Origin of the sequence: Xenorhabdus budapestensis, assembly GCF_002632465.1 — a bacterium.
In the GTDB taxonomy this organism is placed as follows: Bacteria; Pseudomonadota; Gammaproteobacteria; order Enterobacterales; family Enterobacteriaceae; genus Xenorhabdus; species Xenorhabdus budapestensis.
The window spans coordinates 52,852-78,037 of record NZ_NIBS01000018.1 but is presented as its reverse complement, the minus strand read 5'-3'; the positions used below and the strand labels follow the sequence as shown (position 1 = coordinate 78,037).

General features: G+C 42.8%; 17 protein-coding genes. 2 read left to right on the top strand and 15 right to left on the bottom strand.

Annotated features, from left to right (window positions below):
* Nucleotides 1–160: 160 nt before the first annotated feature.
* The 4 genes from mukB to cmoM are packed head-to-tail and all read right to left on the bottom strand — an operon-like array spanning nt 161 to nt 7,422.
* Complete coding sequence (gene mukB / locus Xbud_RS14615) at nt 161–4,618, bottom strand: chromosome partition protein MukB (RefSeq protein WP_099136742.1); 4,458 nt, start codon at nt 4,616–4,618, stop codon at nt 161–163.
* Nucleotides 4,615–5,337: a chromosome partition protein MukE gene (mukE, locus tag Xbud_RS14610; RefSeq protein WP_099136741.1), complete on the bottom strand. Its 723-nt coding sequence runs from the start codon at nt 5,335–5,337 to the stop codon at nt 4,615–4,617. The genes mukB and mukE overlap by 4 nt, the downstream gene beginning before the upstream one ends.
* Complete coding sequence (gene mukF / locus Xbud_RS14605; RefSeq protein ID WP_099136740.1) at nt 5,318–6,640, bottom strand: chromosome partition protein MukF; 1,323 nt, start codon at nt 6,638–6,640, stop codon at nt 5,318–5,320. Before mukF ends, mukE begins: the two co-directional genes overlap by 20 nt.
* Entirely contained in the window at nt 6,637–7,422 is a 786-nt protein-coding gene (gene cmoM, locus Xbud_RS14600; protein WP_099136739.1) for a tRNA uridine 5-oxyacetic acid(34) methyltransferase CmoM, read from the bottom strand. The genes mukF and cmoM overlap by 4 nt, the downstream gene beginning before the upstream one ends.
* 170 nt (nt 7,423–7,592) lie before the next feature.
* On the opposite strand from cmoM, the gene elyC reads away from it, so the two are divergent.
* Nucleotides 7,593–8,399: an envelope biogenesis factor ElyC gene (gene elyC, locus Xbud_RS14595; protein WP_099136738.1), complete on the top strand. Its 807-nt coding sequence runs from the start codon at nt 7,593–7,595 to the stop codon at nt 8,397–8,399.
* A 217-nt stretch (nt 8,400–8,616) separates the two neighbouring features.
* Here the strand turns inward: elyC and kdsB are convergent, their stop codons facing one another.
* The 10 genes from kdsB to serC all read right to left on the bottom strand — a co-directional run bounded on the left by kdsB (nt 8,617) and on the right by serC (nt 20,637).
* The gene (gene kdsB, locus Xbud_RS14590; RefSeq protein ID WP_099136737.1) at nt 8,617–9,366 is read right to left on the bottom strand and encodes a 3-deoxy-manno-octulosonate cytidylyltransferase; all 750 of its coding nucleotides are present in this window, start codon (nt 9,364–9,366) and stop codon (nt 8,617–8,619) included.
* A 3-nt stretch (nt 9,367–9,369) separates the two neighbouring features.
* Entirely contained in the window at nt 9,370–9,549 is a 180-nt protein-coding gene (locus Xbud_RS14585; RefSeq protein ID WP_038269284.1) for a Trm112 family protein, read from the bottom strand.
* A 79-nt stretch (nt 9,550–9,628) separates the two neighbouring features.
* A complete protein-coding gene (gene lpxK, locus Xbud_RS14580) occupies nt 9,629–10,609 on the bottom strand; it encodes a tetraacyldisaccharide 4'-kinase (RefSeq protein WP_099136736.1) in 981 nt (326 codons plus the stop codon).
* Complete coding sequence (gene msbA, locus Xbud_RS14575) at nt 10,606–12,354, bottom strand: lipid A ABC transporter ATP-binding protein/permease MsbA (RefSeq protein WP_099136735.1); 1,749 nt, start codon at nt 12,352–12,354, stop codon at nt 10,606–10,608. Before msbA ends, lpxK begins: the two co-directional genes overlap by 4 nt.
* Nucleotides 12,355–12,389: 35 nt before the next feature.
* Nucleotides 12,390–14,732, bottom strand: a complete 2,343-nt coding sequence (locus tag Xbud_RS14570; RefSeq protein ID WP_244589973.1) for a ComEC family protein — start codon at nt 14,730–14,732, stop codon at nt 12,390–12,392.
* A gap of 295 nt (nt 14,733–15,027) precedes the next feature.
* Nucleotides 15,028–15,318: an integration host factor subunit beta gene (gene ihfB / locus Xbud_RS14565; RefSeq protein WP_086953639.1), complete on the bottom strand. Its 291-nt coding sequence runs from the start codon at nt 15,316–15,318 to the stop codon at nt 15,028–15,030.
* A gap of 74 nt (nt 15,319–15,392) precedes the next feature.
* On the bottom strand, nt 15,393–17,066 hold the full coding sequence (gene rpsA / locus Xbud_RS14560; RefSeq protein WP_099136733.1) for a 30S ribosomal protein S1: 1,674 nt from the start codon (nt 17,064–17,066) through the stop codon (nt 15,393–15,395).
* Nucleotides 17,067–17,260: 194 nt separating this feature from the next.
* Nucleotides 17,261–17,947: a (d)CMP kinase gene (cmk, locus tag Xbud_RS14555; RefSeq protein WP_099136732.1), complete on the bottom strand. Its 687-nt coding sequence runs from the start codon at nt 17,945–17,947 to the stop codon at nt 17,261–17,263.
* Nucleotides 17,948–18,170: 223 nt separating this feature from the next.
* Nucleotides 18,171–19,454, bottom strand: a complete 1,284-nt coding sequence (aroA, locus tag Xbud_RS14550) for a 3-phosphoshikimate 1-carboxyvinyltransferase (protein WP_099136731.1) — start codon at nt 19,452–19,454, stop codon at nt 18,171–18,173.
* Nucleotides 19,455–19,548: 94 nt separating this feature from the next.
* On the bottom strand, nt 19,549–20,637 hold the full coding sequence (gene serC, locus Xbud_RS14545) for a 3-phosphoserine/phosphohydroxythreonine transaminase (RefSeq protein ID WP_099136730.1): 1,089 nt from the start codon (nt 20,635–20,637) through the stop codon (nt 19,549–19,551).
* 362 nt (nt 20,638–20,999) lie between these two features.
* Between serC and Xbud_RS14540 the strand changes: the two genes are divergently transcribed.
* Entirely contained in the window at nt 21,000–24,056 is a 3,057-nt protein-coding gene (locus tag Xbud_RS14540) for a non-ribosomal peptide synthetase (RefSeq protein WP_099136729.1), read from the top strand.
* A gap of 70 nt (nt 24,057–24,126) precedes the next feature.
* On the opposite strand, the gene ansB is transcribed toward Xbud_RS14540, so the two are convergent.
* Complete coding sequence (gene ansB, locus Xbud_RS14535; protein ID WP_099136728.1) at nt 24,127–25,170, bottom strand: L-asparaginase 2; 1,044 nt, start codon at nt 25,168–25,170, stop codon at nt 24,127–24,129.
* Between the last annotated feature and the right edge of the window lie 16 nt (nt 25,171–25,186).

The following is a 25,186-nucleotide window of genomic DNA, read 5'->3' as shown; positions in this document are numbered from 1 at the left end:
CTGGTAACAAACTGAGGAAGTATTTAGCATGAGCGTCCTACGGGCAAAGCCCCACAGGAACGATCACCACCTCCATAGGAGGTGGTTTAAGAGTGACAATTAAAAAGCCGTCATTTAATTGAATGACGGCTTTAGCTTATTTATTTAGAAGAAATTATCTTCAGAATATCACTTGAGCTTGTTCTTGCCGCTGTTCGATAGCAGGTACTTCCTGCCCAAAACCTCTCAACCCAACAACATGCACATGTTCCTGATTATTAAAGATTTTACGCACCAGTTTATAGGTTGTCCCTTTCTCTGGACTGATATTTTCTGGCGCTGCGATGATTAACTGCATTTGCAAGCGTTCACATAATTCAAACAGTGTCGCAATTGATTTCGCATCCAAACGAGCCGCTTCATCAAGAAACAGCAAACGACATGGAGAGATATCTTTGCCACGCAGACGACAGGATTCTTCTTCCCAACTCTGCACAACCATAACCAGAATTGACATCCCCGTACCAATCGCTTCACCTGTGGAAAGTGCTCCACTTTCTGCTTTCAGCCAACCATCTGATCCACGGTTTACCTCAACTTCTAATTCAAGATAATTACGATAATCCAGTAATTCTTCACCAATCGTTTGAGGTAAACGCTGCCCCATATCGATTTGCGGATTCAAGCGCTGATAAAGTTTGGCCATTGCTTCCGAGAAGGTCAGACGCTGGCTGTTAAACAGATCCTGGTGCTGCTCCTGCTGCTCAGAAAGTACGTCCAGCAAAACAGAGTGGCTTTCACGTACATTCACATTCAGGCGCACACCACCTACCTGACCGAATGCAACAGTTTGCAACCCCTGATTCAGAATACGAATACGGTTCTGCTCACGTTGGATAGTTTTACGGATGATATTGGCGACACTTTTAGAGCTAATCGCCAATTTTTGCTCACGTGATGTCAATTCTTCCGTTAAACGAGCCAGTTCAATTTCCATCTGTTCAATGGCATCAACTGGATCATCAGTACGAATGATATCCTGACGAATTCTCTCACGCAGATGTTGATACACAGCGACAAAGAACTGAATCTTACGTTCAGGACGTTTCGGATCTTCAGACAATCGCAATGCATCACGCAAATGCTCATTATCCGCCACCGCAAGACGCAACGCTCCCAACGCTTTATCTGACATTGAACGTAACGCATCGCTATCCATATAAGCCAGTTCGCGACGATGGAGACGACGTTCAACGCCATTGTCTTTCACCAGCCGCATCACAGCACACCAGCCAGCTTTAGAAGAAACCACCTGCTCCCGCTTCAGGCAATAATCACGCTCAGATTTACGCAGCTTTTTCTGGAGGTTTTCCATTTCAGCCTCACAGAATGCAATCTGTTTCTCAAGCTGATTAATACGGGAACGATTAGTTTGCACGGCAGTATGAAGCTGATCACGACGTTCACGAGCACGACTTTCTGCATTGGCATCAGCCTGAACACCAATCTCTTTCATCTCTTGCTCAAGTTCCTGCAACATATCCCGTTTGGTGTCATAAGAACTCTTCAATGAAGCCAATACCTGACTAAACTGGGCACATTGCGACTGCTGCTGGCGCAATTGTTCACGGGCACGGCGGCGATCAGATTCCGCATGTTCAAGACGCTGACGCAGTTTGTCATTCAGGTCACTATTTTCACTGAGCATTCCCGCCGAGTCGCTGTAACTGAAATGAGCACGACGTTGTACCACTTCAGACAGAGCAAAAGCCTGTTGTTTAGCTTTGATTTGACTGTGTTTAGCCGTCTCATAATCCCGCTGTAACTGTTCATGTTGTTGGGGATCATTTTGCAGAACGGAAACCAATGGCTCAAGTTTACTCAACGCACTACCATGCTGTTGTAAGAAACGTGCCGCATCTTGTGCTTCACTCATTTCTTCACGCACAGTTTCTACACGGTCAATCAGTGTTTCATCCAATAAAATTGTGACTTGTGGAATCAATCGATTCAGTGCAGACAAACTCTCTTTTATCTGAGACTGTTTTTGTTGATGTTGTTGAGTCTGGGCCTCAAATTGTGACAATTCTCGTTCCAGCTCTGTACGGCGCTGGTTCAGACTACGAATTTCAACTTCCGGATCGTTATCAAACGCCACGGATAAGTGTTTGCCAACAAAACGGCTAAAAGCCTGATGTGCACGTTGGATTTTCTGTACATCAAATGAAAGCGTTGCGTAACGCTCTGCCAGTGTATCACGCTCCAGGCTAAGAGCTTCCAGACGGTTTTCCCTTGCCGCCCGCCCGAAAAGTGGCACCTCAGGATAACGGGAATAACGCCACTGGCGATCGGAGGATTTCACCAGAACTGCATTTTCCTGCTCTTCAAAATGGAATACGCTGTCATCGAATGATTGTGGATCACCCTCGATCAGATAGAGATCTTCCGGACAATCTTCCAATGCTTCCAGATGTGAGCGTACCAGAGAGAGATCAGGTACAACAATCGCATGACGTGCAGGGCCATATAGTGCAGAGAAATAAGGTGCATCGTCAATGGTAATGTCATCGTAAATCTCTGAGAGCAGAACTCCGCCAAAACGCTCCGCCAGTGCCAGCAATCGGCTATCTTCTGCCCCACTCGGCTGGCTCAAGCGCTCAATCTGCTTTTCAAGTTCACGTTTCTGTGCCGCCACATCGTCACGTTCAACGGTGATTTCACGCTCTTGCTCCAGCAACTGCTGCATATATTCCGTCACATCATTGCCACTTTCGAACGTTTCACCACTCTGCTCACTAAGTTGGTTCAGCATTTCCTGCGCAGCCAGCCAAACAGGGGCACGTGATGTCAATCCTTGAATTTTCTGCTTGAACTGCTCAAGTTCTTGGCGCATCTGCATACGGCGCTCGCCGCTTTCATACGCACTCTGGCTTAATTCTTCCAGCTGAGCTTCGAATTCACCCTGCAATGCTTCCAGATCTTCCGCCTGATATTGCTGGTGATGACGTTTGCAGAATTCTTCCAACAAACGCTCTGCGTTTTGCTGACTGTTCAGCCGTTGTTCCAGTTCAGCCAGTTGAATACGCAATGGTTGAACACGATCAGCCAAATGACACTGAGATGGCCATTCACGCAGTATTTCTCGCGCACTTTGCCATGCTTCACTGCGACTGATTTCACCAACAATATTTTTTACCAACTGGTAAGCTTGCTCGAACTGACTATGGGCGGCATCGGCCACACTCAGCTTTTGTTCCAATGATAACAGGGTTTCTGTTGCCTGCTGCTCTTTAGCCTGATAGGTTTCTTGCCATTCTTCTGCATTTTCTATCGACAGTTCAGGAAGCTGGCAAAACTCACGGGCACGTCCCAACGCTTGCAATGCCTGCTGGTATTGAATTGCGCGGGTTTGTTGTACATCTAATGCCTGCTGATAATCAGCAAGCTGGTTTTTCAATTCGTCAACTTCCTGTTCAGCTGCCTCAGAAACAGCCTCGTATTCCACCTGCAATTCTTTCGCTTCTTCAACGACTTCAGTTTGTTCTTCCAGTCGATAAATCAGCTCTTCAACATCCGCCTGATAACGGTCAATTTTCTCCTGCTGACGCATGGCTGTTTGAACCAGATTCAGGTGATCACTGGCTGCCTGATAATCCATCTCCAAATCAGAAGATGCGTCACTCTGTTCAGTAAGTTCCCGTGCCATCTCAACATGGCGATACTGCTCCGTCACTAGCTGACGACGGCCCCCAAACAATTCACTACGTAAAGCCAGTGCTTCATCTAAATGGATGCGGCGCTCGTTAGCATGACGCATGTAATCAGCAGAAACATACGCCGTCGCTTCAGTGATAAGATGCTTAAACAAATCACGGTCAGATTGAGTGACACGAATTGCTTCCAGCGTAATACGGTTTTCACGCAGAGCGGCTTCCATATCCTGAAATGCTTTTCTGACACCACTATTTTCTGGCAATAAGTAATCACGCAATGAACGGGTAATGGCACTGGAAATCCCGCCATACAGCGATGCTTCAATCAGGCGGTAAAACTTGCTGCGATCACTGGCAGAGCGTAAACGTTTCGGGACCACACCTAAATCAAACATCAAGGCATGGTAGTCAGTGATGGAGTTGAACTGTTTGAACTGGACACCATCCATCTGATCAAGATGCTCTTTCAGTTCACTTAATGGCAGAACCCGTGCCTGACGTTCGCTGATGTTTTCGGTTAATAACTGTGTCGGCTGTATTGATGCAGGGACGCCCTGGATCATAAAGGGCTTGATATCAACTTTTCGATCTCGTCCAGCAACCTGCTGCAAACGTACACCGGCAATAATCCGTTGATGACGGGAATTAACAACATCCAGTGTAGAATAACAAACTCCTGCACGCAGTTTTCCGTGCAAACCTTTATCACGAGAACCACTGGTTGCGCCTGCCTCCGTGGTATTACGGAAATGCAGTAGCGTCAGGTCAGGGATCAGAGCCGTGACAAATGCTGCCATCGTCGTGGATTTACCCGCACCATTACCACCAGATAACGTGGTTACCAGTTCGTCAAGATCAAACGTTCTGGCAAAAAAGCCGTTCCAGTTAATAAGTGTCAGTGAGCGAAATTTACCGCGTTCAATCATAACTGCTCATCCTCCGCACCTTCTGCTAAATGCACCGATGCTTCTTCGTGTTCATTGCCTTCTCGCGATAAACTGCTTTCCACCGACATCGCTTCTCCATCACGGATCATCCGTAACTGGGCTTCACGTGGATCATCACCGCTACGCACATCTGCACCGAAACGAAATACAGTTTCGGTGATCGTAAATTTATTACTGTCATTTTGCAGGAAATAAACCATTCCCAAACGACGCAAACGGTTTAAGGAAGTACGTACTTTTTCCTGTAGTTTTTGTTTATCCAAATCAGAGCCAGTTGAACGTTGGTTAACCAATTTCATCAGTTTGTTTTCATCTGCCAATGACAACAGCTCTTCATAAAGCTCCTGATAAGTAAATATACCCTGATTGGATAAGCGCTCCGGGCTGAGATAGAGATAGCACAGGATCTTACCCACCATCATATCCAACTCAGACAAAACAGAACGGGAAATCAGCGTATTTGAACGCGGACGTAAGTAGAAAAAACCTTCTGGTGCGCGAATTAACTCGACGTTATAACGTGAGTAAAATGTTTCCAACTCCTGCTGAAAATCCATCAAAAAAGCATGATTATCAAGATTATCTATTCCAATATGACGACCCGAACGAAGCTGGCTGTCTAATTCTGGAAAAAGTGTGTTGGATAATGCCTGAGCCAGTTTAACTGGCATAAATTGTTCAATATGTGTCGATAACATGTGCCTGCACCTTGGCTCCGTAATCATTAATCGCTAACCATTCCGCTGGCAACCCAGAGAAATCCGCTTCTGCAACGCCCAACCGTACTGCCTGATCCACCAGAATACGTGCCACATCAAAATGACGCTTGCGGGGATGTTGAGCAAGGTAATCACGCAATACCGCACCTAAATCCAATGGAAGTTTAGCCTGTTGGTAAATTGCCAGTGCCTGTTCCACCATCTCCGCCAGTTGCTCGTTGATTTCACTAAACTCTTCGTATTCCATTTCTGGTGGCAATTCACCCATGACTGCTTCATTGCGCAATGTCAGCTCTTCATCACGCATGTCCAGCAAACGCTCTGCATTTGCGACAGTCAGCACCCACGGGTTATCAAAATAGTGTTGGATAGATTGGCGAAGACGCTGGGCAAAAATGCGGTTTTTATCCATATCAATGGCAGTTCGGATAAATTTGTGAACATGGCGGTCGTAACCGATCCAAAGGTCAATAGCCTGTTGCCCCCAGCTAATAATACGATCGAGTTTGTTTTGCAGATCAAAAACCAGTTTATCCACCAGTTCAGAGCCAACATTTATCATATTGGCATCCTGGATCCGCAGCAGATTAGCCTGTAGTTTATCACCAGCCGCCTCCAGTGTGTCCTGAAGTTCTCTCAAGGTTCCAGAGGTTTCAGACAGTAGCTGCTCACAGTTGGCGATAGCTACCTGCCAATCCTGATTAAGCAACGCCGCAATATCTGCTTTTACGCTGTTTTGTTGCTCATCCATGATGCGCTGTGACATATCAATACTGTCAAATATTTCAGCTACCGAATACTTAAGTGGCACAAACACATTGCGATGCCAATGAAATTCATCACCACCTTCTTCAGCAGCCTCAGCGGCACGATGCAGTTCATTGGCAACGATGGAAAGCTGCATGGAAAGACGCAACGTAGAGAATTCACGCTGACGAATATAATAATCACTAATGCCAATCCCTAATGGAGTCAGGCGATAGATCGCACTACCCTCTGCTAATTCACTGGTAAAACGGCTAAGCAGCTTTTGGCGTACCATATCGTTAATGGCGTTGTTCGCCCTAACCGCAACAGCTTCCGCAGTTTGTTCAAAACCTTTACAAACCTCCCGGAAAGCATCAACCAGCTCTCCTTCACTCATTTCGCCATCAAGACGTTCACTATTCAATACAGCAATTGCCATCAAAAAAGCCAACCGCTCTGGTGGCAACGAAATGGAAAAATCATTCTTTCTGGCCCAGGACACAAGTTCAGGAACAGTCTGGGAATATTCACTCATAATTCGCTCTTTAAGGTAGGCTTGCGTGCCATCACATGAATGTAGCGCCCAAAGCTGATATAGGGCTCTTGTCTGCAATAACGTTGTTCAAGTTCTAGCAGCGATGGAAAATCTGTATCTTGCAATTGGCGATTTTGCAGGTAGTCGTGAAAAACCCTGACTCCTGTTTTTCCGGTTATTTCCATATTGAGTTCAACGAGCCATTGATATACCTGTTCGGGCACTAATGGATTCTGTGGCGATAGAGAACGCTTACGACGACGCTGAATATTTGGCGTTGCCAAATGAAAATTACCCAAAATGGCATTGCGCATAACTAACCCATTAGCATTATAAAACATTAACGAGAGGGCACCACCGGGCGTTATTATATCTCCCAATATTTCTATCGCATCTTTTTGATCGGTGATCCATTCCAATACCGCATGGAACAGAATTAAATCAACGGGCTGTTCAATATGTCGGTGAATTTCCTGTACCGGACTTTGGATAAATTGAATCTGATGAAGAACGCCACATTTTTCTGCATTACTTTTTGCCCGTTGGATCATTTCTTCAGATAGGTCACATAATATTACCTGATGACCTAATTCAGCTAATTGGCAAGCCATATTCCCTTCACCACCGCCTGCATCCAAAATACGCAGTGGTCGTTGAGGTAAATGCTTCAGCAATTCTTTGATATCCTGCCAGACGACGGCCTGTCTGATTTTACCTTTGGTTGTGCCGTAAATATTACGTGAAAATTTGTCTGCAATATCATCAAAATTGCGATCCCGCATGAAAAACTGCCTTACTTATCAACTAAGTCTGATGTATCTATTGAGTATTTATGTTGTCTATTGCTATTTTTTACTATTGTTATTTTGGCACAGTAATCAGTGAATTGACTACTTTTAGCCCTGAATCTACCTCTGTGCGGTAATAGTTCAATCAAACCATAGGTCAATTGATGTTATTCCTGCTTAAAAAATACGTTGGTGCGCTATTAATGCCGCTACCTTTAATCATTCTTATCTCTCTGGCTGCTTTGCTCTTGTTGTGGTTTACCCGCTGGCAAAAAACGGGGACAGTTATTCTGTCACTGAGCTGGCTTGCGCTACTTTTATTGAGCGTACAACCCGTTGCTGACAGGTTGTTACTTCCTGTTGAAGGGAAATATATCCAACGCTACGAACCTGATACCAAGCATACGCCACCGGTAAAATACATTGTTGTTCTTGGTGGTGGCTTCACTTATAACCCGGAATGGGCACCCAGTGCTAATCTTATCAGTAATAGCCTGCCCCGAGTGACCGAAGGTATTCGGCTATATCGTCTTAATCCTAACGCAAAAATGATTTTTACCGGGGGTAAGGGTGTTAATTCAATCAGCAATGCAGAAATCGCTGCTATGGTAGCACAATCTTTGGGAGTTCCTGCAGAAGACACGATAGCATTAAAAAAACCACTGGATACAGAGGAAGAAGCGACTGAGGTTGAAAAAATCGTTGAACAACAACCTTTTATTCTTGTCACTTCCGCAAACCATATGAAACGTTCGCTGAAATTCTTCGAACAGCATGGTATGCACCCCATTCCCGGACCGGCAAATCAATTGGCAGTCACAACTCCATTGTATGGTTGGGAAAAATACATTCCATCTTCCTATTATTTTTCCCATACGGAGCGTGCCTGGTATGAAACGCTGGGGAAAATTTGGCAGGCAATCAAGCCTTCCAGTACAGATAAAGAGAGCGAAAAATTAGAAAACCACTAAATATCACTATACTGCCGAATTTATCAATGGCGATACAAAGCGGTAGTCACACCAGAGATGACAGTAAAGCTATCGAAGGTGCTTAGTAGCACCCCTCAGATGTGGAAATCCAATTAGGCGATTCAAAGTCGCCTAATTGTGTTTCTTGTGCTCCGAATTCCGCTGGTTTTCAAAAGATCTACTATTCAAAAACCATCACATTCAAAATTTCTTATACTCAAAGTACTACAAAAGCTTTCCTGGCTACATCCAGATCTTCCGGTGTATCTACACCAGCGCCCGGTGCTTGCAGCGCTTTCGCCACGTGAATTTTTTCCCCGTACCAAAGTACCCGTAACTGCTCGAGCATTTCAATCTTTTCCAGTGGACTTGGCACCCATTGTACATAACGACGAATAAATCCGGCTCTGTAGGCATAGATCCCGATATGGCGCAGGAAATTATCTCCGATAGTCTCTTTGGAGTGCATAAAACGATCGCGTTCCCACGGGATCGTGGCACGTGAAAAATAGAGCGCATAACCTTGCGCATCCATGACGACTTTTACCACATTAGGATTGAATGCTTCTTCTGCATCCTGGATTTGTACAGCAAGTGTTGCCATGCCAGCATCACTTCCTGCTAGGTTATCAGCAACTTGTTTGATGATTTGTTCAGGAATAAGTGGTTCATCACCCTGAACATTCACGATAATTTCATCATCGGCAAATTGGTATTTGTCGATAACTTCCGCCAAACGTTCTGTACCTGAATGATGATTTTCACTTGTCATGCAGACTTCACCACCTTCAGCAGCAACTGCATCAAAAATGGCCTGATTATCTGTGGCTACAATTACGCGATGAGCACCAGAACGGATAACTCGTTCCATAACCCGCACAATCATCGGCTTGCCATGGATATCGGCCAATGGTTTTCCGGGTAAACGAGATGAAGCAAAACGTGCTGGAATAATGACAGTAAACATGAATTATCTTTTTTCCTCTGTTGGCAGAACACGTGCTTCATGTTCCAGCAGCACAGGAATACCATCACGGAAAGGAAAAGCGAGGCGGTCAATCTTGCAAATCAGTTCAAAATTTTCTTTATCGTAACTGAGCTTACCGTGACATACTGGGCAAGCAATGATTTCGAGTAAACGGTGATCCATACATCCCCCAAATGACGGGCTTGAAGTTTAATGCGGCTCAGAATACCACAAGCGATGCCTCACCGTTAACTCTGTTGTTTTATTCAGGGATCAAGGCACAAATATCACCCAGCATTTTTTGCCTTTGTTCCTCCGGCAAATAGGCAGAAACCGGTAAATACCACCAATTAGGCTGTGCAAACTGAGAACACTTGACGGCATCTTTTTCTGTCATCAATAAATTCTGTTCATTATTGGCTAAAGCCAATAATTGCGCTTTCTCATAGAACTGATGATCAGCAAACGCATGAGTTGCTTGCAAATTTACACCCAGTTGCTGCAATGTAGCGAAAAAACGCGGTGGATGACCAATTCCTGCCATCGCCACACCATTGGGAATATCACTGACTTTTCGGGGTTCTCCCGTCAGCAAATTGACTGCAACTTCACCTTTTAATGTCATGGGCAGCTCACCTGTTTCAGACGTCCCTCCATTAACAATAATGGTATTGACAGTATTTAAGCGGCCTGAAAGCTCCCGCATCGGCCCTGCCGGCAGCCAGCAACCGTTACCAAAACGGCGAATTCCATCAATAACAACGATTTCATAATCACGCTGCAAAGCATAATGTTGGAGGCCATCGTCAGTGATAACAATATCAACGGGGAAATGCGCCAATAATTCTTTGACAGCATCGGCGCGTTTTGGAGCAACTACCACTGGCACACCGGTACGGCGCTGAATTAAAACCGACTCATCTCCCGCTTGTGCGGTAGTCACTTCATCCGTTACCAGCAACGGGTAATGTCCAGATTTTCCGCCATAACCACGAGAGACAACACCAACCCTATAACCTTTCTGTTGTAATTGCTCAACTAACCAGATAACCATAGGTGTTTTACCATTGCCTCCGACGGTTAAGTTACCTACCACAACAACAGGAACAGGGGCTTTCCAGGAACGAAGCAATCCCGATTTGTAACCTAACTTGCGCAAACCGCTTATCAGCCCATAAAGGGCTGATAGTGGCAATAATAGGATGTAAAGCCATGAACGGCCAGACCAGATGCGTTCAATCATTGACCAAATTGCATCCGATATAATTGAGCATATGCCCCCTCTTTCTCCAACAAAGCTGTATGGCTACCCCTTTCGATAATGTTACCATCCTCAATGACAATAATTTCATCAGCATTTTCAATAGTAGAAAGACGGTGAGCAATTACCAGTGACGTTCTGTTCTTCTGCAATTCATCCAGTGCAGCCTGAATCGCGCGTTCAGATTCCGTATCCAGTGCCGAAGTGGCTTCGTCCAGAATCAAAATCGGAGAATCACGCAGCAAAGCACGGGCAATGGCAATACGTTGACGTTGTCCACCAGAAAGCAAGACACCATTTTCACCAATCATGGTATCAAGGCCATTATCCAATTTCTCGATAAAGTCCATTGCATAAGCCATTTCTGCCGCACGTTCAATTTCTGCACGACTGAATTGCCCTTCACTGGCATAAGCAATATTGTTAGCCACGGTATCATTGAACAAATGGACATTTTGCGACACCAACGCTATCTGGTTACGTAAAGAAGACAGTGTGTACTCACGCAGATCATGACCATCAAGCGAAATACCACCTCCGCTTACATCATAAAAACGGGTAAAAAGATTGGCAATCGTTGATTTTCCTGAGCCGGAGCGCCCAACCAAAGCAATAGTTTTGCCTGCCGGGATTGTCATGGAAATATTTTTCAGAGCAGGATGATCTTTGGCTGGATAGCAGAAAGTAACATCACGAAATTCGATATCGCCTTTCGCTTTTTTAATTTCCAGCTTTCCTTCATCTTTTTCCTGCTCCATATCCAGAATCGCAAACAAAGTCTGACAAGCAGCCATACCACGCTGGAATTGTGCGTTAACATTGGTCAGAGATTTCAGTGGACGCATTAGAGCAATCATAGATGAGAATACCACTGTAATCTTACCCGCTGTCAGTGCGCCCATAATTTCAGGGAAGCTGGCAGCATACAGGATAAATGCCAATGCAAATGAAGCGATAAGCTGGATAATTGGATCTGAGATGGAATCAGCGGAAACCATTTTCATTCCCTGCTGACGCATATGATTACTGACTTTATTAAAACGTTCTGTTTCAACTTTCTGGCCACCGAAGATCAAAACTTCTTTGTGCCCTTTCAGCATTTGCTCCGCACTTGTTGTCACCATTCCCATACTATTTTGCATGTTTTTACTAATACGGCGAAAACGTACAGACACAAGGCGGATAACACCCGCAACAATTGGAGCAATGACAATCAGGATTAAGGACAGTTCCCAACTGTAATAGAACATCAGGACAAACAGCCCGATGATTGATGCCCCTTCCCTGACAACTGTAACTAAGGCACCGGAAGAAGAAGAAGCAACCTGTTCTGAATCATAGGTAATACGAGAAAGTAATGTCCCCGTAGATTGTTGGTCAAAAAAAGAGACTGGCATGCCCATCATATGATTGAACAAACGACGGCGCATCTGCATGACGACTTTGCCGGATACCCAAGATATACAATAACTTGATACAAACCCAGATATGCCACGCAAAAGTATCAACCCAATGACCACTAATGGCATCCACTTCAATACACTCATGTCTGCCTTGCCAAACCCCTCGTCCAGCAAAGGCTTTAACAAGGAAAGCATCAATGTATCGCCGGCAGCATTTATAACTAGCGCAACTGCCGCAACTAACAACCCAACCTTAAATGGTGTGATGATCGGCCACAGGCGGCGAAAGGTCTGCCAGGTAGAAAGGTCTTTATCATTCATTATTGAGTTACCAAAACCAAAAGAAATAGCGGCTTATTCTACTCATGATCACCGCGAATACCAAACCACTGATGATACCACCGTGATATTAACTGTTGTCTATATCCCTCAAGTTTAATGTGATCGTGATAAATATAACCGGTAATCTGGCCTGAAAAATCGGTACTATACCATTGAATTTTGGCATTTTTATAACGCTGTCTGACTTTCCTTGAAGGGAGCTTCCAGGGGCTATAACGCGCAACCGAAACCAAAGCATATTCTGGCCTGACTCTGTGTATAAACGCAGTGGTAGATGAGGTATTACTCCCATGATGAGGGACCTGCAAGAATGTCGCATTGAGGTTTTCCCTTTCGAGACCCAGTAAACGATATTCTCCTTGTTTCTCTAAATCACCTGTTAACAATAAGCTATATTTACCATCATCAATACGGATGACACAAGATTGATTATTACCCACATTTTCTGCTTTTTCCAAAGGCCAGATAACCTCAAAAGTTAATTCCTGCCATATCCATTTTTCACCACGAATACAAGGTAAGTGCGTATGACCAATAGAAGAACTTCTGATTTGAATATTTGGATGTTTTTCACGCAGATATTCCACTCCTCCAGTGTGATCCAAATGATCATGGCTCAGAATAATCTGTTCAGGAGTTAACCGATGCCAACGCAAATAAGGCTGGATCACTTTTTCTGCCATACTTCCTGTTTCCCAACGGTTTCCTGTATCGAATAGAATAGCCTTTCCTCCTTTATCAATGACAACAGACAGACCATGCCCAACATCCAGCATTGAAAAACGCCATTGGAATTCATCATCATGTTTAAAATAACAGAGAGCGACTCCAACAGAAGTACATAACAACCCTGCATAGGATTTCCACCAACCAAGTCGCCAGGCAATAACGAAAAACCAACAGGCAAAGGTAATGAAAAAAGGAATATGCCCCGTCTCAATCCATGAGTGGGTAAGAACAGGCAGAGGTATTAATGCGAATGAGATAGTGTAATCAACTAATTGCCATAAAAATGGTTGAATAAGTTGGTGCAAAGGTAATAAGGCGCTCAGCAATGCCAACATGATTAATGGAACTGTCAGAAAAGAGATTATCGGGACAGCCCATAAATTCGCAATCAATGAAGCAATATTAATTCCTTGAAATAGCAAAAGCTGCAACGGTAATAACATTAACATTATTCCCGATTGCATATGCAATCCACGTAGCCAACTCCACCGCCAACCATAACGAATTTTTTCAGGCAACGGCATCCAGTGAAACCAAAACAGCAATGCCATTACTGCAAAAAACGAAAGCCAAAAGCTATCAGAAAGGATCGCCAGTGGATCAAAAAGTAAAATCAGTGCAGCGCTCCATAAAGCCCACTGCCATGAAAAACAACAATAATTTCTGCATCGTAAATATATCCAAAGTGTCAATCCTAGCATTGCCCGAATTGCCGGGATCCCCCATCCAGAAAGCCAGCCATACAACATTGCAGTCAACCATCCCATGAGGAGCGGGAAACGGAACCCAATCCATTTTGCAGGGAAACAAAGCTGGATGCCTCTGGCAAAACCCCAGCCAAATAAGCTGGCTATTGTAATATGTAGCCCTGAAATCGCCATTAAATGCGCAATTCCTGTTTGTTGTAACAACAACCGGGTTTGTTTATCTAACCATGCTCTTTCACCAAACAATAATGCCAAAGCAATACCAGCCTGTTTTAAAGATTGTATTTCAGGCGCTAGTTCATTGATTAGTTTTTGTCTGAAACTACAATTACCATTTAATAAATTCGCCTTGATGATTTTGCCATTAAGAGGCTGACGGATTGATAAGGCATATCGTTGGCTATCATAACTCCCTTGATTCAATTGGGCATGAATAGGCCTGAGTTTCATTGTGACCTGCCATTTTTGACCCGCACATAATGGTGTTGAAGAATTCCATAATACTGATGCATAAAGGCCGGGAAAAATATATTTCCCATCACTTTCAATCAATCTGATTCTATAACGTGTTTTCTCTTCTCTATCTGCTTCATTCAACGATGCACTATCAACTATAACGGTTGCTGATCGTACTGTTTCACTAAAATATATTATTTGAGCCAAGATTTTGTGGCCATGCCAGCTCCCCCAAATCAATACCCATAATATCAGTGAAATAAGGCGACTTGTTTTATAGGAAATAAACCATAAAATCATCGCCACACCCGCTAAAGCTAAGAGTTCTGCCCATTGAGGTAATTCACCGAATAATAAAAGAGGAACTGTTCCCAGGATAATAACCGCAGCAACTTGGTTTAAATTGATAATCGGTAAAGGTTTTTGCCAAAAAGATTCCCGACAAAATAGCTTTCGAAATATCTTCAAGAATAATTTTCGCAAAATAGTTAAAAAAGCAGTGGAGAGAAATAAAATAGTCTGCTGCATCCATTTATGCCTCTGTATTGAGATTCCATTTACACAGAGAAGACTATTTGATGACGTGTACAACCGCCAGTCAGATGAAATTTTTTCTGAAAGTGTTTCACAAGTTAATTTCAGAAGAAGAGATAGTTAGCAGCAAAATGTGAAATTCATCGCAATAAGAAATAAATTTAATCAAAAAATGGTAAAAAAGAACGGCACCCGAAGGTGCCGTAGCAATTAAGTAATAACTTCTATCTTAGCTGTCGCTATAGATATTCACGCGGTCACGTAATTCTTTACCGGGTTTAAAGTGAGGAACGTATTTACCATCCAGTTCAACTTTATCACCCGTTTTTGGATTACGACCCACACGCGGAGCTCGGTAGTGAAGAGAAAAGCTGCCGAACCCGCGAACTTCAATACGTTCACCGGAGGCCAGTGTTTCTGCCATATGATCAAGCATTTCTTTCACTGCATCTTCAACGGCTTTAGCCGGCATATGAGATTGTTGCTCAGCAAGTCTTTCAATTAACTCAGACTTGGTCATGGTACCTCCCTAAACTACCGTATTCGGGTAATATTATCGTATTCAAAAATATTACCCGCCGTTATTGACTTAGATTATTCGCCTTTAGCTGCTTTGAAAGCTTCAGCCATTGCGTTGTTAGCAAAGTTCACATCTTCTTGCTTGTTCACAGAAGCGATAGCGTCTTTTTCATCAGCTTCGTCTTTCGCACGAACAGACAGGTTGATTACGCGGTTTTTGCGGTCAACACCAACATATTTAGCTTCGATTTCATCGCCAACGTTCAGAACTTGAGTTGCATCTTCAACGCGGTCACGAGAAGCTTCTGATGCACGCAGGTAACCTTCAACGCCGTTAGCTAATTCAACTGTAGCACCTTTTGCGTCAACAGCAGTTACTTTACCATTAACAATAGCACCTTTCTTGTTTACAGACAGGTAGTTATTGAATGGATCTTCTGCCAATTGCTTAATGCCCAGAGAGATACGCTCACGCTCTGCATCTACTTGCAGAACTACAGCAGCAATTTCGTCGCCTTTTTTGTATTCACGAACTGCTTCTTCACCTGCAACGTTCCAGGAGATGTCAGACAGGTGAACCAAGCCGTCGATACCGCCGTCCAGACCGATGAAGATACCGAAGTCAGTGATTGACTTGATTTTACCTTCAACACGGTCATTTTTGTTGTGAGTTTCAGCAAATTGCTGCCAAGGGTTAGCTTTACACTGTTTCAGACCCAGAGAGATACGACGACGTTCTTCATCGATATCCAGAACCATAACTTCCACAACATCACCAACGTTAACAACTTTGGATGGGTGGATGTTTTTGTTAGTCCAATCCATTTCTGAAACGTGTACCAGACCTTCAACGCCTTCTTCGATTTCAACGAAACAGCCGTAGTCAGTCAAGTTAGTTACGCGACCAGTCAATTTAGTACTTTCTGGATAACGTTTAGCAATTGCTACCCATGGATCTTCACCCAATTGTTTCAGACCCAGAGATACGCGAGTACGCTCACGGTCGAACTTCAGTACTTTAACTGTGATTTCATCGCCCACATTGACGATTTCGCTTGGGTGTTTAACACGTTTCCAAGCCATATCAGTAATGTGCAGCAGGCCATCAACGCCGCCCAGATCAACGAATGCACCGTAGTCAGTCAGGTTCTTAACGATCCCTTTAACTTCCATGCCTTCTTGCAGGTTTTCCAGCAGCTGATCACGTTCTGCGCTGTTTTCAGATTCGATAACCGCACGACGGGAAACAACTACGTTGTTGCGTTTTTGATCCAGCTTGATGACTTTGAACTCAAGCTCTTTGCCTTCAAGGTGAGCAGTATCACGAACTGGACGAACATCAACCAGTGAACCTGGCAGGAACGCACGGATACCGTTCAGCTCTACAGTGAAGCCGCCTTTTACTTTACCGTTGATAATACCAGTAACAGTTTCAGCTTCTTCGTATGCTTTTTCCAGCATCAGCCATGCTTCGTGACGTTTCGCTTTTTCACGGGACAGGATAGTTTCACCGAAACCATCTTCTACCGCATCCAGAGCTACGTCGATTTCATCGCCAACTTGGATTTCCAGCTCGCCCTGAGCGTTTTTGAATTGCTCTACAGGAATAGCAGATTCTGATTTCAGACCAGCATCAACCAATACAACGTCTTTATCGATAGCAACGACAACACCACGTACGATTGCACCTGGACGAGTTTCGATAGTCTGTAGGGATTCTTCAAAGAGTTGAGCAAAAGATTCTGTCATTTTAATGATCTTCAAGGTTTTAAATTAACGTCCATCTAGCATCCAGCCGAATGGGGTTGTTTTACATACCCCGCAACATTCCTTGTTACAAGGTGTTTTGGTATGCGAGCATATTTCACTACCCACATACCAGAATTCTATATACATCGTCTTGATGTGCAGTTGCAATAGTATTGCATGCGAAAAGAGGCAATTTAAACAGGTAATGTTAACGTATTTTTCGCATAACTCAGTGTTTTATCGATCACTTCTTCGATAGACATGCTGGTCGAATCTAAGATCAATGCATCCTGTGCAGGCACTAATGGCGCAACTGCCCGATTGCGGTCGCGGAAATCTCGCTCTTGTATCTCGGACAAAAGGTTTTCAAAACTAACACTAAAACCTTTTTCCTGCAACTGCAACATACGCCTGCGGGCACGTTCTTCCGCACTAGCATCAAGAAAAATCTTCACTGGTGCATCAGGAAAGACGACAGTTCCCATATCACGACCATCAGCAATCAAGCCCGGAGCAACACGAAAAGCCCGTTGCCGGCGTAGCAATGCTTCACGGACACGCGGGAATGTTGCCGCCTGAGAAGCAGTATTGCCCACAACTTCTGTACGGATTTCATTACTGACATCTTCACCTTCAAGAATAACTCTGAGCTTGCCATTTGCAGGGACAAAACAAACATCCAGATTTGCAGCCAGAGGAACCAGTGAGTCTTCAGACCGGATATCCACTTGATGGTGGATTGAAGCCAGTGCCAGCACACGATAAATGGCCCCTGAATCAAGCAATTGCCAATCCAATGCTTCAGCTAGTGCCTGACATAATGTTCCCTTGCCTGCACCACTTGGCCCGTCAACGGTAATTACAGGGGCTATTGCTGTCATTCATTTTCCTCCTTTTTGGCTTTGCATAGCGCTTTCAGCATTGCTTTCCGACATAACAAACGGAACAACCACGAATGCAAAAAATTGCTCAATTAGCAAGCAGTAAAATATGCCTTATTATACCTACTCGGAAGATGAGTGGAATAAATACATCATAATTAATCAACAAATTTCGCTATGAATATATACTCTTCCTTTCGGCCACCACGATACGGCTTGAAATCTATTGGGAACAGCTGATGGATTCAAGTTGTTTGAAATAATCAGGGAATGTTTTCGCTGTACAGCCAGGATCAAGGATAGTCACTGGAGTATCCGAAAAAGCAACTAATGAAAAACACATCGCAACGCGATGATCGTTATAGGTTTTAATTTCAGCAAACTTCAGTTTTTCCGGTGGAACAATGCGTATGTAATCATACCCTTCTTCTACTTCAGCACCAACTTTACGCAGCTCAGTCGCCATGGCATTAAGGCGATCAGTTTCTTTTACCCGCCAGTTATAAATATTACGTATAGTGGTTTCACCTTTGGCAAACAGTGCAGTTGTCGCAATGGTCATAGCAGCATCAGGAATCGCATTCATGTCCATATCGATGCCAAACAATACGCCACGCTCGCATTCTACAAAATCATTCCCCCAACGTATGGTAGCGCCCATTTTCTCCAACACATTTGCGAACTTCGTATCACCCTGCAAGCTGTTTTTGCCAATACCTGTAACACGAACTGTGCCACCTTTGATCGCAGCGGCAGCAAGAAAATAAGATGCAGATGAAGCATCACCTTCAACCAGATAATGCCCCGGTGATTGGTACTGCTGTTGTCCCTTAACACGAAAAACTTGATATTGATCGTTTTCCACTGCCACACCAAAACTGTTCATCAATGCCAGTGTAATATTGATGTAAGGCTTAGAAACCAAATCTCCTTGAATATGAATTTCAGTGTCATTCAATGCCAAAGGTGCAGCCATCAATAAAGCGGTCAGAAATTGACTGGAAACACTGCCATCTACAACAACTTTTCCACCAGAAAAACTTCCTTTGATACGCAACGGAGGGTAATTTTCTTGTTCAAGATAATCTATTTGAGCCCCACCTTGACGTAAGGAATCCACTAAATGACCGATGGGACGTTCTTTCATCCGTGGTTCACCAGTCAGAATAATATCGTTATGCCCCAGACATAATGCAGCAGCCAGTGGGCGCATTGCTGTTCCTGCATTCCCCAAGAATAGCTCCAGTCCATTTTTACCGGTTATAATCCCGCCAATACCATCCACTTCACAGACAGTTCTATCATCTGACAAACGATAGGAAATACCCAATTCTGTCAACGCATTAAGCATATAGCGAATATCATCACTATCTAATAAATTAGTCAGATAAGTTGTCCCTTTAGCAAACGCAGCAAGTAACAATGCACGGTTGGAAACACTTTTGGAGCCGGGTAAATTAATAGTTCCATTAATGCGAGATATAGGTTGTAACGTCAGGGATTGCATAAACAGCGGGATCTCCGGTTGGTGACACGTTGTATTTTTAATTGATGAGATAGGTTTATATCGGGAAGTTTTATCCCTCCCGATAATAAAATGATTATGCGTTGCGGCGCTCAAAATCAGCCATAAACTCGACCAATGCCTGAACACCTTCATAAGGCATCGCGTTATAGATTGAGGCTCTGGCTCCTCCCGCGACTTTATGCCCTTTCAAAGCATGTAATCCTTGTGCATAAGCTTCTTCCAGAAATTTGCCATCCAGAGCCGGATTTGCCAACTGGAATGGCACATTCATGATAGAGCGGTTTTGCGATGCAACACGGTTGATATACAGGTTACTATTATCGATAGCCTGATACAGGCTTTCAGCTTTTGCATAATTACGTTTTTTGATTTCCTGCAAACCACCTTGTTCTTTCAACCACTTGAACACCATACCAGAGAGATACCATGCAAATGTCGGTGGCGTATTATACATAGAGTCATAATTAGCCTGTACGGTATAGTCCAGAATGGACGGGGTGTGCTGATGCGCTTTACCCAACAAATCTTCACGGATAATCACAGCCGTAATCCCTGCCGGCCCGATGTTTTTCTGAGCGCCCGCATAAATAACACCATAACGGCTTACATCAATTGGTGCAGAAAGAATGGTTGAAGAATAATCGGCAACTACAATCTTATCATCGCCAAAATCCGGCTCTTCAAAAATTGCAATGCCATCAATAGTTTCATTTGGGCAATAATGAACATAAGCAGCATCCCTACTTAAAGCCCATTCACTCATTGGCTTCACACTTTTAATGCCATCTGTTTCGGTCAGGATGTTAATGACATTAGGTGTACAATATTTTTCTGCGTCTTTAGCCGCACTTTCAGCCCAATAACCACCAACGATATAATCTGCTGACGTTTTATTACCAAGTAAATTCAATGGCAATGCTGAAAACTGGCCTCGGGCACCACCATGACAAAATAGCACCTTATAATTATCAGGTATCGATAATAAATCCCGGAGATCTTTTTCTGCTTCAGTTGCAACAGCGATAAACTCTTTACTGCGATGACTGATCTCCATAACCGACGTTCCCAATCCATACCAGTTGCAAAGCTCTTGTTCCGCACGACGTAATACTTCTGCTGGCAACATGGCTGGGCCAGCACTGAAATTATATACCTGACTCATTAACTCACCCTATCATTATGGATACAATAAAAATCGGACGTATTGGTTTTATCATTCCCGCTCTGCCTCTGCAATGGTTATTACCAGATTATTGTTAACTTGCGGTTAGGTCATTCTGCTTGTAGTCAAAATATTAATCTGTCCAATAAAAAACTAATTATTTCAGATTAAAAATTCTGTTTTCGTTATTTGAATTCATATGATTTAATAGAAACATGAATATCAAATTATGTGTAATACCCGCCAAAGCCATTCAGCGTAAATTATTTATCGATAATTGATACAGTAAAAAAATAATAAACCTCCTGCTATATAACTATATAAATAAAGACAATTATTAATTATTTGTGAAAGGAATAATCATGATTCACACAATGATAAATACCACTCTCCATAATTTCGAAAGTAAATCGAAACCTCCTACTGACTGTGATTTAATTAATATTCTTATACAAAAAACTTCAGAAAATCCTGACCACCATGCAATAATTACAGAAGAACGTACAATCAGTTACCGAGAATTAGTCCATCAAGCACAATCATTGGCATTACACTTATATAATCTGGGTGTGAAATATGAAACTCCCGTTGCTATTTTACTGGAACCCGGAATCGAACAAGTCATTAGTCAAGTTGCCATTCTAATGGCAGGTGGAAGTTGTGTTCCTCTCGATCCTGCCATGCCTGATAACAGGCTATGTTTTATGTTACAAGATTTGCAAATAAATCTGACATTAACAACTCACCAATATCAAGATCGCACCTTACCAACAAATTTCGTTATTATTAATCAAAATATACTGGAAATTTCAAAGACTGAAGATCTTCCTAATATTCATAGAGGAAAAAACCATCGCTCCCATATTTTATTCACTTCTGGAACTACTGGAACCCCCAAAGCAGTTGAAATTGAAGCTCGCGGTATTCTCCGCTTCGTTATTAATCCAACTGATATCAATTTAACTGCTACGGATATAATGGCCTCTATTTGCAATCCTACATTTGATGTTTATCTGTTCGAGATCTGGATAACATTATTAAATGGAGCCTCAATAGTTGTTATTCCAAGAAAAATAATTATTGATCCTTATAGATTTAAAGCCACATTGGAAAAGTTTTCCGTGAATTGCCTGATTATGACGACCACTTTATTCCACTTAACTGCTCAAACATGTCCTGAAGCATTTCGTCAATTACGTTACCTTCTCGTAGGTGGTGAAACACTAAATCCACATGTTTTACGCCAAGTTTTACAATTCACACCTCCCCAACATTTCATAAACTGCTATGGCCCCACTGAAAGTACCATCATGGCCCTAACCTATGAAGCCACGTTAAACGAATTAACAGAAGATAGTGTACCAATAGGAAAGTCAATTGCTAATGCTGATATCTATATTTTAGATGACCAACAACAACCTGTTGCACCAAATCAAATAGGTGAGATATATCTTGCAGGCGAGGGTTTAGCCCGTAGTTATTGGAATCGTCCAGAAATTAACGCTCAACGTTTCATTATGATTGACGTTGGGAAAAATAACCAATTAAAAAGAATATACAAAACCGGTGATTTAGGCTGGAAACGTTCTGATGGTGCTTATATGTATGCAGGACGGATAGATAATCAGATAAAAATACGCGGACATCGTATCGAAATTGAAGAGGTAGAAACTCAACTATTGAAAAGCCAATTGCTACAATCAGCGGCGGTATGCGTAGTAAAAAAAGAGAATACAGAACCCTACTTAATTGCTTTTATCGTTCCTAAAGAATCGGAGACTTTCTCCAAACAAACACTTGCTCAATGGGTGAGTCATCATTTACCTGATTATATGCACCCCCGGCTTGTCGTTGTTGAATATATTCCTCTTACCCTAAATAGTAAAATGGATAGAGCTCATTTACTAGCGGAATATTCGAAGAATCAAAAACAACAATTGCTGTCTCAACTAAATACTGAAATGAGCGAAGAGGAATTAATCGTTTTGAATATTTGGAGTCAAATCTTAGATAATTACGATATTACGTTAGATAGCGATTTCTTCCAGTTAGGCGGTAGTTCATTACAAGCAGCCAGACTTATTATTGAACTCGGGAACAAGATGCAGCGAGCTTTACCCGTTCAACTCTTATATGAATCACCCACACCAAGAAAATTAGTAACAAGCCTACAACAAAACAAGAACAATCTCGCTGATTTATGCGCTATTATGCTTCAAGATGGCATAATCCCTTCAGATATTCAGCCATTATCTCAATCACCCCAACCATGGCTCAATTCAGACTCAGGACGAGTATTACTAACCGGAGCAACCGGATTTTTAGGCGCGTTTTTCTTGCGTGATTTGTTGTTACAAACAGAAATTAATAAGGTCATTTGTCTAGTACGTGCAGACAATGATGAAGCTGCCCTAACGCGAGTTAAGAAAAATCTAAATCAATATGGTCTATGGAAAGAAGAATTTCTCTCACGATTACAAGTTATTGCCAGTGATCTTATCAAACCTCAATTAGCCTTGAGCCAACAAATTTATGATCAACTCTCTACAGAATGTGATGTTATTTTTCATTTGGCTGCACATGTAAATTATATTCAGCCTTATTCTGCGCATTATTCTGGCAATATTTTGGGAACACTAAATGTATTACGCTTTACTGTTAGCAAAAAAACAAAGCCCTTACACTATGTATCTACTCTTTCTGTTTTTGGCCCCGCCAGCCTTTTCTCTCCTGTACCCAGAATATATGAAGATAACGATATAACACCTTACTTGACACACTTAAAATATGATTCAGGATATTCACAAAGTCAGTGGGTTGTTGAGCAGATAATATGGCAGGCCAGAGACAGAGGAATACCTCTTGCGGTATATCGTCCTGGTTTTATCATGGGAGATAGCCTGACCGGAGTAGGTAACCCCAACGATTTTATCTCTAGGTTGGTCAAAGGTTGTATAATGATTAAAGCTTATCCACTATTAGCCAATCAACGACAAGAGTTCGTTCCAGTTAATTATGTCAGCCAACTCTTACTTGATATCTCTCGCAATAACCGTAATTTGGGAAAAGCATATCACCTAGTTTCACCTGACAATAAGCAATCTGTCGATTTAAATCCATTCTTTGAATTAATTAATCAGTGTGGTTATCACCTCAAAGGCATGCATTATTCTGAGTGGCTAAAAAAATTAGAAACAGATCAAAAGCTGACAGATAACCCGCTGCTACCATTACTGCCCATGTTATCCGAAAAAGTTTACGGTGAACTCACACGATGGGAAGTTTACGAAAATATGCCAGCATATGACGCAAAAAATACAAAATCAGCACTAGAGACACCCGTTATATACACACCAATAGATAGTGATCTCCTAAGACGTTATCTTGCTTACTGGAAACAAATAGGTTTTTTGTCATAGCGTAGAGTTTATATTTTACACAATACAGAAAGACGTTTTTAACCGTCTTTCTGTATGCTTGGATCAGGAATTAATATTTAGAAAACATTGCCTGAACTTTTGCTGGATCAGAAGTTTCAGTCAGAGCCAGTTGCAGAAGAACACGTGCTTTCTGCGGGTTCAAACGTTCTGATGCTACAAAACCATATTTGCTGTCATTAACTTCAGCATTCTGAGTAGTGTAACCGAAAGGAATACGGCTGGAGCGAACAACTACAACGCCATCTTTAGCTGCTTGAACCAGTGTGTCCAAAATGGATTTATAGATATTACCGTTACCTACACCCGCACTGATAATCCCTTTATAACCATTTTCTACAAATGCTTTTGCTGGCAGATCAGAAGCATTCGAGTAGTTATAAACGATACCGACTTTTGGCAATTCGTTCAGTTTGCTGATATCAAAAACAGCTTTATCAGCTCTTACTGGTGCAACAGAGTAGTAGTTAACTTTACCGTTATGAATAAAACCCTGTGAACCCGCATTTACTGCCTGGAATGCCTGAACTTCCGTAGTGCTCAATTTGCTGATGTCACGACCATGAATAACAGAGTTATTCATAGCTAGCAAAACACCACGGTTTGAGGAATTTTTATCTGCTGCTACAACTACTGCATTATAGAGGTTCAATGGGCCATCAGCCCCCAGAGCAGTTGATGGACGCATCGCACCAACCATTACGATTGGTTTACGGCACTGAGTAGTCAAGTCAAGGAAATAAGCGGTCTCTTCCATAGTGTCAGTACCGTGAGTGATTACAAAACCGTCGGTTTTATCACAATCGGCATTGATCTTTTTCGCCAGAGTCAACCAAACCTGATCGTTCATATCCTGTGAACCAATGCTAACAACTTGCTCCCCTTTCAAATCAGCAATGTTTTTAATAGCAGGAACAGCATTCAGCAATGAATCAACACCTACTTTACCCGCAGTATAACTAGACTGAGTTGCAGATTCACCACCCCCAGCGATTGTGCCCCCCGTTGCCAACACAGTAATGTTTGGTAAAGCAAACGCAGAACCACTGACTAAAGCCAAAAAACTGGCTATTGCTGTTTTTTTGATCTTTTTCATTATTCAACCTCTTGTA